Source organism: Geothrix sp. SG200, assembly GCF_022808935.1.
In the GTDB taxonomy this organism is placed as follows: domain Bacteria; phylum Acidobacteriota; class Holophagae; order Holophagales; family Holophagaceae; genus Geothrix; species Geothrix alkalitolerans.
This window is the reverse complement of record NZ_JAKZFR010000007.1, coordinates 148,951-162,699: the sequence shown is the minus strand read 5'-3', so window position 1 is coordinate 162,699 and position 13,749 is coordinate 148,951. Positions and strand designations below refer to the sequence as shown.

General features: G+C 67.2%; 13 protein-coding genes. 4 read left to right on the top strand and 9 right to left on the bottom strand.

Features of this window, described 5'->3' with window-relative positions:
* Positions 1 to 220 precede the first annotated feature (220 nt).
* The 8 genes from ML539_RS14035 to ML539_RS14000 all read right to left on the bottom strand — a co-directional run bounded on the left by ML539_RS14035 (position 221) and on the right by ML539_RS14000 (position 10,061).
* Positions 221 to 1,975, bottom strand: a complete 1,755-nt coding sequence (locus ML539_RS14035; protein WP_243287752.1) for a 30S ribosomal protein S1 — start codon at positions 1,973 to 1,975, stop codon at positions 221 to 223.
* Positions 1,976 to 2,167: 192 nt separating this feature from the next.
* Entirely contained in the window at positions 2,168 to 2,728 is a 561-nt protein-coding gene (locus tag ML539_RS14030; protein ID WP_243294882.1) for a NifU family protein, read from the bottom strand.
* A gap of 121 nt (positions 2,729 to 2,849) precedes the next feature.
* Entirely contained in the window at positions 2,850 to 3,299 is a 450-nt protein-coding gene (sufU, locus tag ML539_RS14025; protein ID WP_243324880.1) for a Fe-S cluster assembly sulfur transfer protein SufU, read from the bottom strand.
* Positions 3,296 to 4,543 carry a cysteine desulfurase gene (locus tag ML539_RS14020; protein ID WP_243324879.1) on the bottom strand — a complete coding sequence of 416 codons (1,248 nt, stop codon included), beginning with the start codon at positions 4,541 to 4,543 and terminating at the stop codon, positions 3,296 to 3,298. Before ML539_RS14020 ends, sufU begins: the two co-directional genes overlap by 4 nt.
* A complete protein-coding gene (gene sufD / locus ML539_RS14015) occupies positions 4,540 to 5,820 on the bottom strand; it encodes a Fe-S cluster assembly protein SufD (protein ID WP_243324878.1) in 1,281 nt (426 codons plus the stop codon). Before sufD ends, ML539_RS14020 begins: the two co-directional genes overlap by 4 nt.
* Complete coding sequence (gene sufC, locus ML539_RS14010) at positions 5,817 to 6,581, bottom strand: Fe-S cluster assembly ATPase SufC (protein WP_243324876.1); 765 nt, start codon at positions 6,579 to 6,581, stop codon at positions 5,817 to 5,819. The genes sufD and sufC overlap by 4 nt, the downstream gene beginning before the upstream one ends.
* A 106-nt stretch (positions 6,582 to 6,687) precedes the next feature.
* A complete protein-coding gene (gene sufB, locus ML539_RS14005; protein ID WP_243324875.1) occupies positions 6,688 to 8,127 on the bottom strand; it encodes a Fe-S cluster assembly protein SufB in 1,440 nt (479 codons plus the stop codon).
* 80 nt (positions 8,128 to 8,207) lie between these two features.
* Positions 8,208 to 10,061 carry a tetratricopeptide repeat protein gene (locus tag ML539_RS14000; RefSeq protein WP_243324874.1) on the bottom strand — a complete coding sequence of 618 codons (1,854 nt, stop codon included), beginning with the start codon at positions 10,059 to 10,061 and terminating at the stop codon, positions 8,208 to 8,210.
* Between the two features lie 63 nt (positions 10,062 to 10,124).
* Between ML539_RS14000 and ML539_RS13995 the strand changes: the two genes are divergently transcribed.
* The 3 genes from ML539_RS13995 (at position 10,125) to ML539_RS13985 (ending at position 11,993) form a co-directional block, all read left to right on the top strand.
* Complete coding sequence (locus ML539_RS13995) at positions 10,125 to 10,646, top strand: tetratricopeptide repeat protein (protein WP_243317210.1); 522 nt, start codon at positions 10,125 to 10,127, stop codon at positions 10,644 to 10,646.
* 38 nt (positions 10,647 to 10,684) lie between these two features.
* A complete protein-coding gene (locus ML539_RS13990; RefSeq protein WP_243324873.1) occupies positions 10,685 to 11,494 on the top strand; it encodes an MqnA/MqnD/SBP family protein in 810 nt (269 codons plus the stop codon).
* 64 nt (positions 11,495 to 11,558) lie between these two features.
* The gene (locus tag ML539_RS13985) at positions 11,559 to 11,993 is read left to right on the top strand and encodes an AtaL-like protein (protein WP_243324870.1); all 435 of its coding nucleotides are present in this window, start codon (positions 11,559 to 11,561) and stop codon (positions 11,991 to 11,993) included.
* Positions 11,994 to 12,002: 9 nt separating this feature from the next.
* Here ML539_RS13985 and ML539_RS13980 read toward each other — a convergent pair whose 3' ends face one another.
* Positions 12,003 to 13,094 carry a trypsin-like peptidase domain-containing protein gene (locus ML539_RS13980; RefSeq protein WP_243324869.1) on the bottom strand — a complete coding sequence of 364 codons (1,092 nt, stop codon included), beginning with the start codon at positions 13,092 to 13,094 and terminating at the stop codon, positions 12,003 to 12,005.
* Between the two features lie 192 nt (positions 13,095 to 13,286).
* On the opposite strand from ML539_RS13980, the gene ML539_RS13975 reads away from it, so the two are divergent.
* Complete coding sequence (locus ML539_RS13975; RefSeq protein ID WP_243324867.1) at positions 13,287 to 13,748, top strand: HSP20 family small heat-shock protein; 462 nt, start codon at positions 13,287 to 13,289, stop codon at positions 13,746 to 13,748.
* Position 13,749: the final 1 nt, after the last annotated feature.

Genomic DNA, 13,749 nt, shown 5'->3' with positions numbered 1-13,749 from the left:
TCCGGAGGAAGGCGTGGTTCCGAGTATCGCATCCCACCACGACGAAGCCCCCTTGCGGGGGCCTCGTCGTGGTGAGTTGAAGGAACGCTACTCGCGCTCGGCCTTGTTGAAGGCGTCAGCCAGGGTGGCCTTCTTCTTCGCATCTCTGCGGGATGCTCAGACCTCTCTGACAACGACGAAGCCCCCTTGCGGGGGCCTCGTCTGCAGGTCGGAAGAAGAACTACTCGCGCTCGGCCTTGTTGAAGGCGTCGGCCAGCGTCGCCTTTTTGAACTCGGGCTGGCGGGCCTTGGCGGCTTCCATGTCGCCCCGCTCCTGGTCCTGCTCCAGCTGCTTGACGGAGAGGCCGATGCGGCGCTCGGTGGGATCGAGCTTCACGATCTTCATGGTGAGATCCTGGCCGGCGGCGAACTCCTTCTGGATGTCCTCCACCCGCTTGCGGGAGAGCTCGGAGACGTGGACCAGGCCCTCGATGCCGTCGCCGAGGTCGACGAAGGCGCCGAAGTCGGTCAGGCGGGCGATCTTGCCGGTGAGGACGTCACCCACGTGGTGGCCTTCGAAGAAGATCTCCCAGACGTTGGGCTCCATCTGCTTCACGCCGAGGCTCATGCGCTGGGCCAGGGGGTCCAGGTTGAGGACCTTGGCGGTGACGCTGTCGCCCTTCTTCACGATCTCGCCGGGGTGCTTGATCTTCTTGGTCCAGCTGAAGTCGGAGACGTGGATGAGGCCGTCGATGCCCTCTTCCAGTTCCACGAAGGCGCCGAACTCCGTGATGTTGCGCACGGTGCCCGTGACGATCATGCCGGGCTGGTACTTCTCGGCGATGGCCATCCAGGGGTTCGGGGTGATCTGCTTCATGCCGAGGCTGATGCGGCGGTTCTCGGAATCCACCTGCAGGATCAGGGCCTCGACCTGGTCGCCCAGGTTGACCATGCCCTTCGCGGACTTGACCTTCTTGGTCCAGCTCATCTCGGAGACGTGCACCAGGCCCTCGATGCCGGGCTCCAGCTCCACGAATGCGCCGTAGTCGGTGATGGAGACAACCTTGCCCTTGACCGTGGCCTGGATGGGATAGCGCTCCTCGACGGAGAGCCAGGGATCCGGGAACTTCTGCTTGTAGCCGAGGCTGACGCGCTCGGTGTCCTTGTCGTACTTGAGCACGGCCACTTCGACCTTGTCGCCCACCTGGAACATCTCGCTGGGGTGGTTGAGCCGGCCCCAGGACATGTCGGTGATGTGCAGCAGGCCGTCCACGCCACCGAGGTCGACGAAGGCGCCGTACTCGGTGATGTTCTTGATGGTGCCCTCGACCAGCTTGCCTTCCTCGAGGCCCGCCAGGGTCTCTTCCTTCAGGCTCGCGTTGATGGTTTCGAGGAACAGCTTGCGGGACAGGACGATGTTGCCCCGGCGGCGGTTGACCTTGATGACCTTCATGTCGAAGGACTTGCCGAGGTAGGGATCCAGGTTGCGGACGGGCTTCATGTCCACCTGGCTGCCGGGCAGGAAGGCGCGGATGCCGATGTCCACGGCCAGGCCGCCCTTGACCTTCTCGAGCACGGTGCCGTGCACGGTCATGTTGGAACGGAAGGCCTTCTCGACCTCGTCCCAGATCTTCATCTTCTCGGCGCGCTCGCGGCTGAGGCGCACGTTGCCGTGGGCGTCCTCGAGCATCTCGAGCAGCACTTCAACCACGTCACCCACCTGGACGCCCTGGGTGCCGTCGGGATTGTTGAACTCGTCAAGGTTGACGGTGCCCGACCCCTTGTAGCCGATGTCGACGATGACGTCCTTGCCGCGGATCTCCACGACGACGCCACGGACGACCTCCTCCTCGCGGAGGCCTCGGGTCTCACCCTGCAGCGCGGCCAGGAACTCCTGGTTCTCTGGGCTGTCCTCTTCGAACGCCGCGTCGAGCACGCTGATGCGGCCCACCTGCTTGCGGGCCTGGCCCTTGATGATTGCTTCTAGCTTGGACATGAAGTCCACCTCGTTTGGTTGCGCCCGCTCTCTGGCGGTGCGCTGGAATCCCGGCACGCGAAGTCCGGCAGAACGCCTAGATTAGCCCAGAAAACCCGCGGAAACCATGAAATATCCGAAGGGTCCGGCCAGGGAGGAGATCTCAAAAGGCTGTTTCACCGCGGTTGGCGTCTGTTTTTCCCGTGGAAGGCCTCAGACGGAGATGACCACGATCTCCGGATCCACTTCCTTCTGGAGCATGCCCTCGATGGCGACGAGGGTGCCGGTGAGGCTGGCGGGGCAGGAACCACAGGCGCCCATGTACCGGATCATCACCTGCTTCTCATGCCGCCCGATGAGCTCCAGGCCGCCGCCGTCCGCCGCGAGGGCGGGCAGGATGGCGCTCTCCAGCACCATGCGGATGTCCTTGAGCATGGGGTCGTTCTCGTCATCCACCTTGCTGAAGACCCTCGGCCCGCCCGGCGGTGGGGCCTGCCCGCCGCCCGCGCCAGCCGCGGCGCGGATGGGCGCGGCCAGCAGGGGCAGCATCTCAGGCCAGCCCTTGTCGTCGGTCTTGGTGACGGTGAGGAACTTGTCCTGCATGAACACCGAGGTGACGTTCCCCACGGCGAAGAGGCCCTTGGCCAGCTCGTCCTGCTCGGCGGTCTCCGCGTTGGGGAAGGACTTGGGGAAGCCCAGGGCCACAGGCTCCTTCAGCACGAACTTCACGGCGTTGGGGTTGGGGGTGTATTCGATCTCGGCGATTTTCGGCATCTGAAAACCCTTAACCGCGAATGACGCGAATGGGCACGAATGGAGAAGAACATGGGCCTCCAGCGATGGCCCCTACAGTGATTCGGCTTTCATGAGCGAACATTCGCGCCATTCGCGGTTCCTATTCAGTTGAGGCTTCTTCCTCGCCCTTTAGGGCGGCGTGGAGGGTGGCCCAGGGGAGGATGGCGCACTTCACGCGGCTGGGGATGTCCTTCACGCCCTGGAAGAGGGTGAGCTTGCCCAGCAGGGGCGTCTGGGTGGCGGGGTCCAGCTCGCCGCGCACCATGCCGCGGAACTGGTCGATCATGGCCTCGGCCTCGGCCACGGGCCGGCCCTTGATGGCGCCGGTCATGAGGCTGGCGCTGGCGACATCGATGGCGCAGCCGCTGCCCTCGAACTTCACGTCCCGCACCACGCCGTCCTCGACCACCAGCGTCAAGTCCAGCTGGTCGCCGCAGAGGGGGTTGTGCCCCTCCGCGTGGTGCGTGCAGGGCGCCAGCTTCCCGAAGTTCCGGGGCTTCTTGTTGTGCTCCAGGATCACCTGCTGGTACAGCTCGCGCGGGTCGGTCATTTGAACAGCTCGATGGCCTTGAGGACGGCCGACACCAGGATGTCCACTTCCTCGCGGGTGTTGAAGTAGGCGAAGGAGGCGCGGGTGGTGGCGGGGACGTGGAAGCGGGTCATGACGGGCTGGGCGCAGTGGTGGCCAGCCCGGACCACGACGCCCTCGCCGTCCAGCAGGCTGCCCATGTCGTGGGGGTGGATGCCGTCCACCACGAAGGAGAGGACGCTGGCCTTGTCCCTGGCGGTGCCGAGGATGCGGAGGCCGGGGATGGCGGCGAGCTTCTCGGTGGCGTAGGCCAGCAGCTCGTGCTCGTGGGCGGCAATGCGGTCCAGCCCGAGGGCCGTCACGTAGTCGATGGCGGCGCCGAGGCCGATGGCGGCGGCGATGGGCGGCGTGCCCGCCTCGAACTTGCCCGGCGCGGGGAGGTAGGTGGTCTTCTCCCAGCTCACGGAGCGGATCATGCTGCCGCCGCCATGCCAGGGGGGCATGGCCTCCAGGAGGGCCAGCTTGCCGTAGAGGACGCCGATGCCTGTGGGGCCGGAGAGCTTGTGGCCGCTGAAGACGTAGAAATCCGCGTCCAGGTCCTGCACGTCCACCTTGAGGTGCGGCACGGCCTGGGCCCCGTCCACCAGCACGGGCACGCCCTTGGCGTGGGCCCGGGCGATGATCTCCTTCACCGGGTTGATGGTGCCGAGGACGTTGCTGACATGCACCACGCCCAGGAGCTTCGTGCGATCGGTGATCAGCTCGTCGAGGGACTCCAGGATCAGCTCCCCAGCGTCGTTCATGGGGATGACCTTGATCGTGGCGCCCTTCTCCTGGGCCAGCATCTGCCAGGGCACGATGTCGGCATGGTGCTCCATGGCGGAGAGGAGGATCTCGTCGCCCTCCTTCACCGTCATGCGGCCGAAGGTCTGGGCCACGAGGTTGATGGCCTCCGTCGTGCCGCGGGTCCAGACGATCTCGCGCGCGGAGGCGGCGCCGAGGAACTTCCGCACCTTCTCGCGGGCGGCCTCGTAGAAGTCGGTGGCCTCCTGGCTGAGGGTGCTGACGCCCCGGTGGACGTTGGTGTGCTCTTCGCGCTCGTACTTCGCCATGCGCTCGATGACATGCGCGGGCATCTGGCCGCTCACGGCGCTGTCCAGGTAGACCACGGGCTTGCCGTGGAAGACCCGGGAAAGCAGGGGGAAGTCCTGGCGGATGGCCTGGACGTCGAGGGGCTGGAGGCCGATGTTCGAGGGGGAGGTCATGCCAAGTCTCCCAGCGAGCCGGCCTGGGTGCGGGCCATGACGAGCTGGCGGAGGCTCCGGCGCAGGCTGGCCACGGGGACGTGGGTGAGCACGTCCGCCGCGAAGCCGTAGGTGAGGAGGTTGCGGGCGTCGTCGGCGTTCATGCCGCGGCTCTGGAGGTAGAACAGCTCCTCGGGATCGAGCTGGCCCACGGCGGCGCCGTGGCTGCACTTGACGTCGTCGGCGTAGATCTCCAGCTGGGGCTTGGTGTCCACCCGGGCGGCCTCGGAGAGCAGCAGGTTGCGGCTCTGCTGCTGGGCGTCCGTGCCCTGGGCGCCCTTGGCCACGAGGACCTGGCCGTTGAAGATGGCGCGGGCCCGCCCGTCCACGATGCACTTGTGCAGCTGGCGGCTGATGGCGCCAGGCTCGGCGTGATGCAGGAAGCTGTGGGTGTCGGCTATCTGGGTTCCGTCCAGGAGGGCCAGGCCGTCGAGGGTGGCCTCGGCACCCTCGGCCAGCCGCACGCGGGGCTCCTGCCGGGAGAGGCGGGCACCGAAGCTGAGGGTGCGGGAATGGTACTGGCCGCCCTTGCCGACCTCGGCCCTGAGGGTGGCGAGGTGGAAGGCCTCGGGGCTCTCGCGCTGCACGCGCTCATGGCGCAGGACGGCCCCTTCGGCCACATGCACCTCGACCACGGGGCAGCTGAGGTAGGGGCCTTCGCCGTGGTGTTCCTCCACCAGCTCCAGCTCGGCGCCCCGCTCCAACACCACCAGGAGGCGGGGGAACACGGCCACAGGAGATTCGGCCTTCGTCACGAAGAGAAGGTGAAGAGGCAGGGCCACCTTGAGGTTCTTGGGCACAAGGATGACCGCGCCATCCTCGAAGCGGGCAGTGTTCAGGTCCTCGAAGAGGCCCTTCGCCGCACCGTTGCCGACGCTGCCCAGTGCGTGGCAGGCCTCGCTCGCATGGGACATGGGGAAGTAGCGCACCCCGGCCGGCACGGCGGAGGCGCAGCTCGCGTGGGGGGCGTGGTGCCCATTCACGAAGACCTGGCGCGTGCCCACCATCTCGGGAAGCAGGTGCCCTGAGATGTCCACGGCGGCCTTGGGGGCGGCCCCGAAGGCGCCGGCGGCCAGGGCTTTCAGGTCTGTGTATTTCCAGTCCTCGTCCCGGGTCGCGGGCAGCTGGCGTCCGGCCAGCCGCAGCTCGGCCGCCTCGCGCAGCGAAGCCCACTCGGCGGGCCGAGGCGCGCTGAGCAGATCGGTCAGCAGGCTGGAACCCACCGCCATCGTGGTCATCGGGCGCCCCCGGCGGCGGCCTCTTCCAGCACCCAGTCGTAACCGCGGTCCTCGAGCTCGGTGGCCAGCTCCTTGCCGGCGCTCTTGAGGATGCGGCCGCCGGAGAGCACGTGAACGAACTGGGGCTGGATGGTCTCCAGGATGCGCGGGAAGTGGGTGATGATCAGCAGGGCGCGGTCCGGGCGCTGGAGCTTGTTCACGGCCTCGCCCAGCACGCGCAGGGCGTCGATGTCGAGGCCCGAGTCCAGCTCGTCGAGAATGGCGAGCTTGGGCTCCAGCACGGCCATCTGGAGGATCTCGTTGCGCTTCTTCTCGCCGCCGCTGAAGCCCTCGTTCAGGCTGCGGTCGAGGAATTCCTCCTTCATCGACACGAGCTTGATCTTCTCGTGGATGAAGTCGTCGAATTCCAGCGGATCCAGCTCATCGCGGCCCTCGGCCTCGGCCTTCTTGTTGTAGGCCAGACGCAGGAAGGCGGCGTTGCTCACGCCCGGCACTTCGATGGGGTGCTGGAAGCCCATGAAGAGGCCGGCCCGGGCCCGCTCGTCGGCCGCCAGCTCGAAGAGGTTCCGCCCCTCGTAGAGGACCTCGCCCCCGGTGACTTCGTAGGCCGGATGGCCCACCAGCACCTTGCCCAGCGTGGACTTGCCCGAGCCGTTGGGGCCCATGATGGCGTGGATCTCCCCCGCCTTGATCTCCAGGTCGATCCCCTTCAGCACCGGCGTGCCGTTGATCGAGGCGGTGAGGTTCTTGATCGAGAGCATTCAGTACTCCAATAACAAAAGAGCAACCGCGAATGGCGCGAATGTACGCGAATGGAAAGCTGGCTTTTGATTCGCGTACATTCGCGCCATTCGCGGTTCCATCTTTTCAGCCCACGCTTCCTTCGAGTTTCAGGGAGAGCAGGCGGGTGGCTTCGACGGCGAACTCCATGGGCAGCTCGCGGAACACGTCCTTGCAGAAGCCGTTGATGATCATGCTGATGGCTTCCTCGGCGGGGATGCCGCGCTGCTGGAAGTAGAGCAGCTGCTCCTCGCCGATCTTGCTGGTGGTGGCCTCGTGCTCCACCCGGGCGCTGCGGTTCTGCACCTCGATGTAGGGGAAGGTGCTGGCGCTGCAGGACTGGCCGATGAGCATGGAATCGCACTGGCTGAAGTTGCGGGCGCCCTCGGCCTTCGGCTGCACCTTCACCAGGCCGCGGTAGCTGTTGGAGCTGTCGCCGGCGCTGATGCCCTTGCTGACGATGGTGCTCTTGGTGTTGCGGCCGATGTGGATCATCTTGGTGCCGGTGTCGGCCTGCTGCTTGTGGTTGGTGAGGGCCACACTGTAGAACTCGCCGATGCTGTCGTCGCCCAGCAGCACGCAGCTGGGGTACTTCCAGGTGATGGCGCTGCCGGTCTCCACCTGGGTCCAGCTGATGTGCGAGGCCTTGCCCTTGCAGAGCCCGCGCTTGGTCACGAAGTTGAAGATGCCGCCCTTGCCGTCCTTGTCGCCGGCATACCAGTTCTGCACGGTGCTGTACTTGATGGAGGCCCGGTCCAGGGCCACCAGCTCCACCACGGCGGCGTGCAGTTGGTTGGTGTCGAACTGGGGCGCGGTGCAGCCCTCCAGGTAGCTCACGCTGGCGCCTTCCTCGGCCACGATGAGGGTGCGCTCGAACTGGCCCGACTCCTTGTTGTTGATGCGGAAGTAGGTGCTCAGGTCCATGGGGCAGGCCACGCCTTTGGGGATGAACACGAAGCTGCCGTCCGTGAACACCGCGCTGTTGAGGGCGGCGTAGAAGTTGTCGGAGGAGGGCACCACGCTGCCCAGGTACTGCTTCACCAGGTCGGGGTGGGACTTCACGGCCTCGCTGAAGCTGCAGAAGATGATGCCGACGGCGGCCAGCTTCTCCCGGTAGGTGGTGGTCACGCTGACGGAGTCGAAGACCACGTCCACGGCCACACCCGCCAGGGCCTCCTGCTCATGGATGGGCACGCCCAGCTTCTCGAAGGTGCGCCGCAGCTCGGGATCCACCTCGTCCATGGAGGCGTACTGGGGCTTCTTGGGCTTGGGGGCGCTGTAGTAGACGATCTTCTGGAAGTCGGGCTTCGGATAGTCGACCTTGGCCCACTCGGGCTCGGACATGGTCAGCCAGTGGCGGTAGGCCTTGAGCCGGAATTCCAGCAGCCAGTCGGGCTCACCCTTCTTGGCCGAGATGAAGCGGATGACCTCCTCGCTGAGGCCGGGCGCGACGCTGTCCGCCTCGATGTCGGTCACGAAGCCGTACTTGTATTCCTGACTGGTGACCACGTTGAAGGTCGAGGTCATACACCACTCCCGAGACATCCCATTCTGGAATCTCGACTAAAATTGTCAACTTAATACCGGGTGCGGTTGGTCACGCCTGCTCAGGCTTCGCCGGCCCCGTTCAGTTCCTTCAACAGTCCGCGGATCTGATTCTTCACACCCTTGGCCTGGGTGTCATTGAGATCGCCGGGCTCGGCGTCCAGTCCGGCCTTGAGCAGGACCCGGGCCTCCTCCCGCTCGCCCAGGCCCGCCAGGGCGGCGCCGAGCTGGAAGTGGTTGATGAGGGTGGGTTCCTTCTCGATGAGGGGATCGATCAGCTCCAGCACCTCCTGGTGCCGCTTGAGGGCCAGGAGGTACTGGCCCAGCAGGGTGCGGGCCCGGGGCTCCATGCCCGGCAGGGGATGGGCGTGGAGGCGGTGGACCTCGATCAGGTCCTGCTCCGTGGCCTGGCCGTTCATCAGGCGGTAGGCCTGCCGCATGAGGGCGGCCTCCCAGGCGCCGGTGCTCTTGGGGTGGCGGGTGAGGAAGGCGTCCAGGGTCCGGGCGATCTCGGCCTCGCGCTTCTGGGCCATGAGGTGCTCCAGGGCCAGGCGCAGGGCCAGGAAGCAGAGGCGCGGGTGGCGGTCCGAGCAGGCGAAGGCCAGGGCGGAGCGCAGGGTCTTCTCCGGGTCCTGGAGGAAGGAGAGGCGCAGGTCCAGCCACTCGGAGCGCTGGCTCTTCCCCTTCCGCCGGGCGCGCTTGAGGAGCATGGCCGCGGATTCCAGCTGGTTCTCGTCCAGCAAAGTCTCGGCCTCGTCCAGCAGCACCTGGGTGCCGGCCTTGCCGTCCCGGGCCTCGCGCAGCTGGAGGTGGTCCTCGGCGTCCACCATGAGGAGGAGGTGGGGATCGCCGGGGTTCTGCGTGAGCAGCTCCTGGAGGATGGCGAAGGCCTTGGACCGGTCGCCCTGGAGGAGGTAGGCCTCGGCCAGGGACTCGCGCACGTGGAGGTCGCCGGGCAGGTAGGAGCTGGCCTCCTTGAGGGCGGGGACGGCCATGCCGCTCTCGCCCCGGGCCAGATGGACCTGGCCCAGCAGCAGCAGGGTCTCGCCGTCCTTGCGGCGGGCCACGGCCTCCTGGGCCGCCTCCAGGGCGCCCTGGAGATCCTCCTCATCCAGCAGCAGCTCGGCCAGCAGCATGCGGGGCTCGGCATCCTCGGGCCGCAGGTCCGAGGCCTGGTGCAGGGCCTCGATGGCCTGGTCCGCGTGCTCGGGCAGTTCCTGGAGCAGCTTGGCCAGCAGCATCCAGGCCTCGAAGTGGCGGGGGCTCAGGCCCACGACCTTGCGGGCGAGGCTTTCGGCCTCCTCGAAGTTCTGGGCGGCCTCGTGGAGGGAGGCGGCCGTGAAGATCAGCTCGTAGTTCTTGGGATCCAGGGGCAGGGCCTGCCCCAGGCGCTGGGCGGCGCCGGGGAGGTCCGCCGCCTCCAGCAGGGCCGTGGTCTCCAGCAGGGCGCGCTTGAGCTGGGACATGGACTTGGGCCGGGCGATGGGCAGGATGCGGGCCCGGTAGCGGGTGAACAGCTCCCGGGCGCTGATGAGGTGCAGGTTCTCCTCGACGAGGCTCTCCCACCGCTCCGAGAAGGCGTGGGCGTCCAGCTGGCGCTTCTGCTCCATCTCCTGCACCAGGGCCATGAGGCCGTTGCGCAGCATCACCTCGCTGCGCTCCAGCTTGCCCAGCTGGTCGGAGACGGTCTCCAGGTAGGTCTCCACCCGGCGGAGGGTCTCCTCCAGCCCCGTGATGCGCTCCAGGAGGTGCTCCTCCAGGTCCTCGCCGCCCTCCGTCTCCTCGGGCTCGTCCTCCCAGGTCTGGTCCCCGGCAAGGATGAGCAGGCGGGTGCCGCACTTCACGCAAGTCTCCCGATCCCCGGGGTTCCAGGTCAGGCAGTTCTGGCAATAGGAACCGGGCAGGTCGTTGGCCATGAATCCAGGATAGCTGGCCCCAGGGGGCTGAAGGTTTTATCCTGATGCCCGCGAGGGCGGCCCATGAGCGACGAGCAGGAACGCCAGGACAAGCGGCAGGAGGCCATGGAGTGGGTGGGCAAGGCCTACCAGCTCCAGATGAAGGGGGAGATCCAGAAGGCCCTCGCCCTCTACACGAAGTCCATCGAGATCTGCCCCACGGCCGAGGCCTACACCTTCCGGGGCTGGACGCGGTCCTTCGAGAAGGACTACGCCTCGGCCATCGAGGACTGCCACCGGGCCATCGACCTGGATCCCGAGTTCGGGAACCCCTACAACGACATCGGCGCCTACTACGTGGAGCAGGGGGAGCCCGACGAGGCCATCCCCTGGCTGCGCATGGCCCTGAAAGCCAAGCGCTACGAGAGCTACTGCTTCCCCCACTTCAACCTGGGACGGGTGTACGAGGCCAAGGGTCAGCTGGACAAGGCCCTGGAGCACTACCGGAAGGCCCTGGAGGAGAACCCCCGCTACACCCTGGCCGCCAAGGCCGTGGAGCGGGTGAAGGGCAAGTTGGCGCCGAAGGATCCGGAGACGATCGGCTGAGGGGGCCGATGTATGGTGAACTGGATGCCGGAGACGCCATGAAGTTCACCATCGCCCACAGCCCGGATTCCGACGACGCCTACATGATGGCTCCCCTGGCCCTGGGGTGGCTGGATCCGGAAGACTTCGAGATCACCTTCGTCCGCAAGGACATCGAGACGCTCAATGCCGAGGCGACGGAGGGCCGCTACGACGTCACGGCCATCAGCTTCGGCGCCTACCCGGAGCTGATGGGCCGCTACGACCTGCTCACGGCCGGCTCCAGCATCCAGGAGGGCACGGGCCCCCTGGTGGTGAGCGGGAAGCCCATGGATCCCGCAGGGCTGAAGGGGCTCACCATCGCCATTCCCGGCCGGCGCACCAGCGCCTACCTGGCCATGCGGATCTGGTGCAAATCCCTGGGCTTCGAGCCCAAGGTCGAGCTGGTGCCCTTCGACCAGATTCTGCCCGCCGTGGCCGAGGGCCGCTTCCAGGCCGGCCTGCTCATCCACGAGAGCCAGCTGATGTACCACGACGCCGGCCTGCGCCTGGTGGTGGATCTGGGCGCCTGGTGGAAGCACGCCTACGAACTGCCCCTGCCCATGGGCGGCAACGCCATCCGGCGCGACTTGCCTGCGGAGGTGAAGCAGCGCTTCGCCCTGCTCATGCGCAGGAGCGTGGAGATGGCCCGTGCGCGCCACTGGGAGAGTGTGGACTACAGCCAGTCCTTTGGCCGCGGCATGGACCGCGAGATGATCGGCCGCTACGTGAACGCCTGGGTGAACGACTTCACTGTCGATCCCGGCCCCCGAGGCCGCGAGGCCGTGGAGAAGCTGCTGGGTCTCGAGCCCGTGTGGATCCAGGGCTAAGATCCGGCAGGCCCTGGCACGGGAAGACCGGCGGGCGTAGCCTGGGGTCCCTTCCGGGGATGCCATGCCCAGGTACCGGGTCACCAGCCGCGTCGACGCCTCGCCCGAGACCGTGTGGGCGGTCCTCCTGGACAAGATGGAACATCCCCAGCGCTACATCGAGGATGCGCTGGACGCCGAGATCCTGGAGCGGGGCGTCTCGGGGGTGGTGCGGCAGCTGGTGCTGCCCGGAGGCGTGGCCTTCCGGGAGCGCATCACCGCGGATTCCCGCAGGCGGACCGTCACCTTCACCTTGCTGGACCACCCGGTCTACGAGGGGACGGTGGTGAACGAGCTCCAGGTCTCGCCGGGGGGCGAGGTGGAGCTGGCCTTCGAGCTCGATTGGACGGCCCGAGCGGGCTGTGTGGACGATCGGGATCCCGAGGAGCCATTGGCCCTCATCCGCAGCTCGGTGATGCACACCAAGCGGATCGCCGAGGCGCTTGAGAACGGCCGCTGAAGACGCCAGCTACCGCGCCGCCTCCAGTCGGATGGGCACGCGCATCCGCCGGCCTTCGCGCTGGATGTCCAGCTGGGCGGAGCCGCCCAGGGGCAGGGCCTCGACGGCGTCCAGCAGGGAATCCCAGTCCTCGACGGCCTTGCCGTTCACCGCCTGGATGAGGTCGCCAGGGAAGACGCGGCGGCCCTCGGCGCCCACGCCCTGGAGGCCCGCCCGGGCGGCTGGGCCGCCGCGGTAGACCTTCCCCACCATCACCCCCTTCTGGGGGCCGAAGGCGCGTTCCACGAGGCGGGGCGCCACGGGCTCGAAGCCCAGGTCCGCCCGCTCCAGCTTTCCGCGGGCGATGAGCTGCGGGACGACGCGGTTCACGGTGTCCACGGGTACCGCGAAGCCGATGCCGGCGCTGGCGCCGCTGGGGCTCTGGATGGCCGTGTTCACGCCCACGAGGCGGCCGGCGCTGTCCAGCAGCGGCCCGCCGCTGTTGCCTGGGTTGATGGCGGCGTCGGTCTGGATGACGCCGGAGATGCGGCGCTGGGTGACGCTCTGGATCTCCCGGCCCAGGGCCGACACCACGCCGGTGGTCAGCGTCTGGTCCAGGCCGAAGGGGTTGCCGATGGCGAGCACGGCCTGGCCCACCTGGAGGTCGGCGCTGGTGCCCAGGGGAATGGGCCGCAGCTTCGGCGGGGTCTTCGTCATGAGAAGCACGGCCAGATCCTTGTCCGGGGCGCCTCCCACGTAGGCGGCTTCGTGGCGGCTGCCGTCCGCCAGCGTGATGAAGGCCCGGGCCGCGCCCTGGATCACATGGAAGTTCGTCACCACATGCCCTTCGGCATCCCAGATGAAGCCCGTGCCGGATCCCGCGGGAACCTCCACCACATCGAGCCCGAAGAAGTCCCGGGCCCGCTCCTCGGTGGTGGTGATGTAGACGACGCTGGGCGCCGCCTCCTTGAACCGCTGGACCTGGATCTTCTCCCACTCGTAGAGGGCCCCCCGCGCCTCCACGGGCCGGGGCTTGGAGAGGCTGGGCGTGAGGGCGTGCCCGCACCAACCGGCGAGCAGGCCCGCGGACAGCAAGCCGAGGATGAGGGCGTTCCGGCGCATGGGACCTCCAGGGCGGAACTCAATCTACCTGCTTCCGGGTGTGGGTCAACCCTTTGTAATCAAGGGTTTATGATTTTTCAGGTCAGGCGCTTGACACATGATTAATAAGCACTAAGATTTTATTCGGTAACGCCATCATGGCCTGCATCTCAGGCACATGGGCCGGCGGATCCACGTTCATAGGAGGAACTCATGACCATCCTTCGCACCCGCAACCCCCAGGCGCTGCCGGCTACGGCCGCCTCTCTGGAACCCTTCCGCTTCATGCGGGACTTCATGCGCTGGGACCCGCTCCGGGACTACGACCTCGGCGCCCCGGCAGCCGCTTTCATGCCGAGCTTCGACGTGAAGGAAACCCCGGATGCCTACCAGTTCAAGGCAGACCTGCCCGGCATCCTCGAGGCGGACCTGGAGATCAGCCTCGAAGGCACCCGCCTCACCGTCGCCGGCAAGCGTGATGAGGAGGCCGTGAAGGAAGGGGAGCGCATCCATCTCGCCGAACGCAGCCACGGCCGCTTCAGCCGCACGTTCACCCTCCCGGAGGACGTGGAGGGCGAGAAGGTGGTGGCCGAACTCCGCAACGGCGTGCTCACCCTCATGGTGCCGAAGCGTCCCGAGGTGCGGCCCCGCAAGATCAGTGTCCACCTGGGGTGAT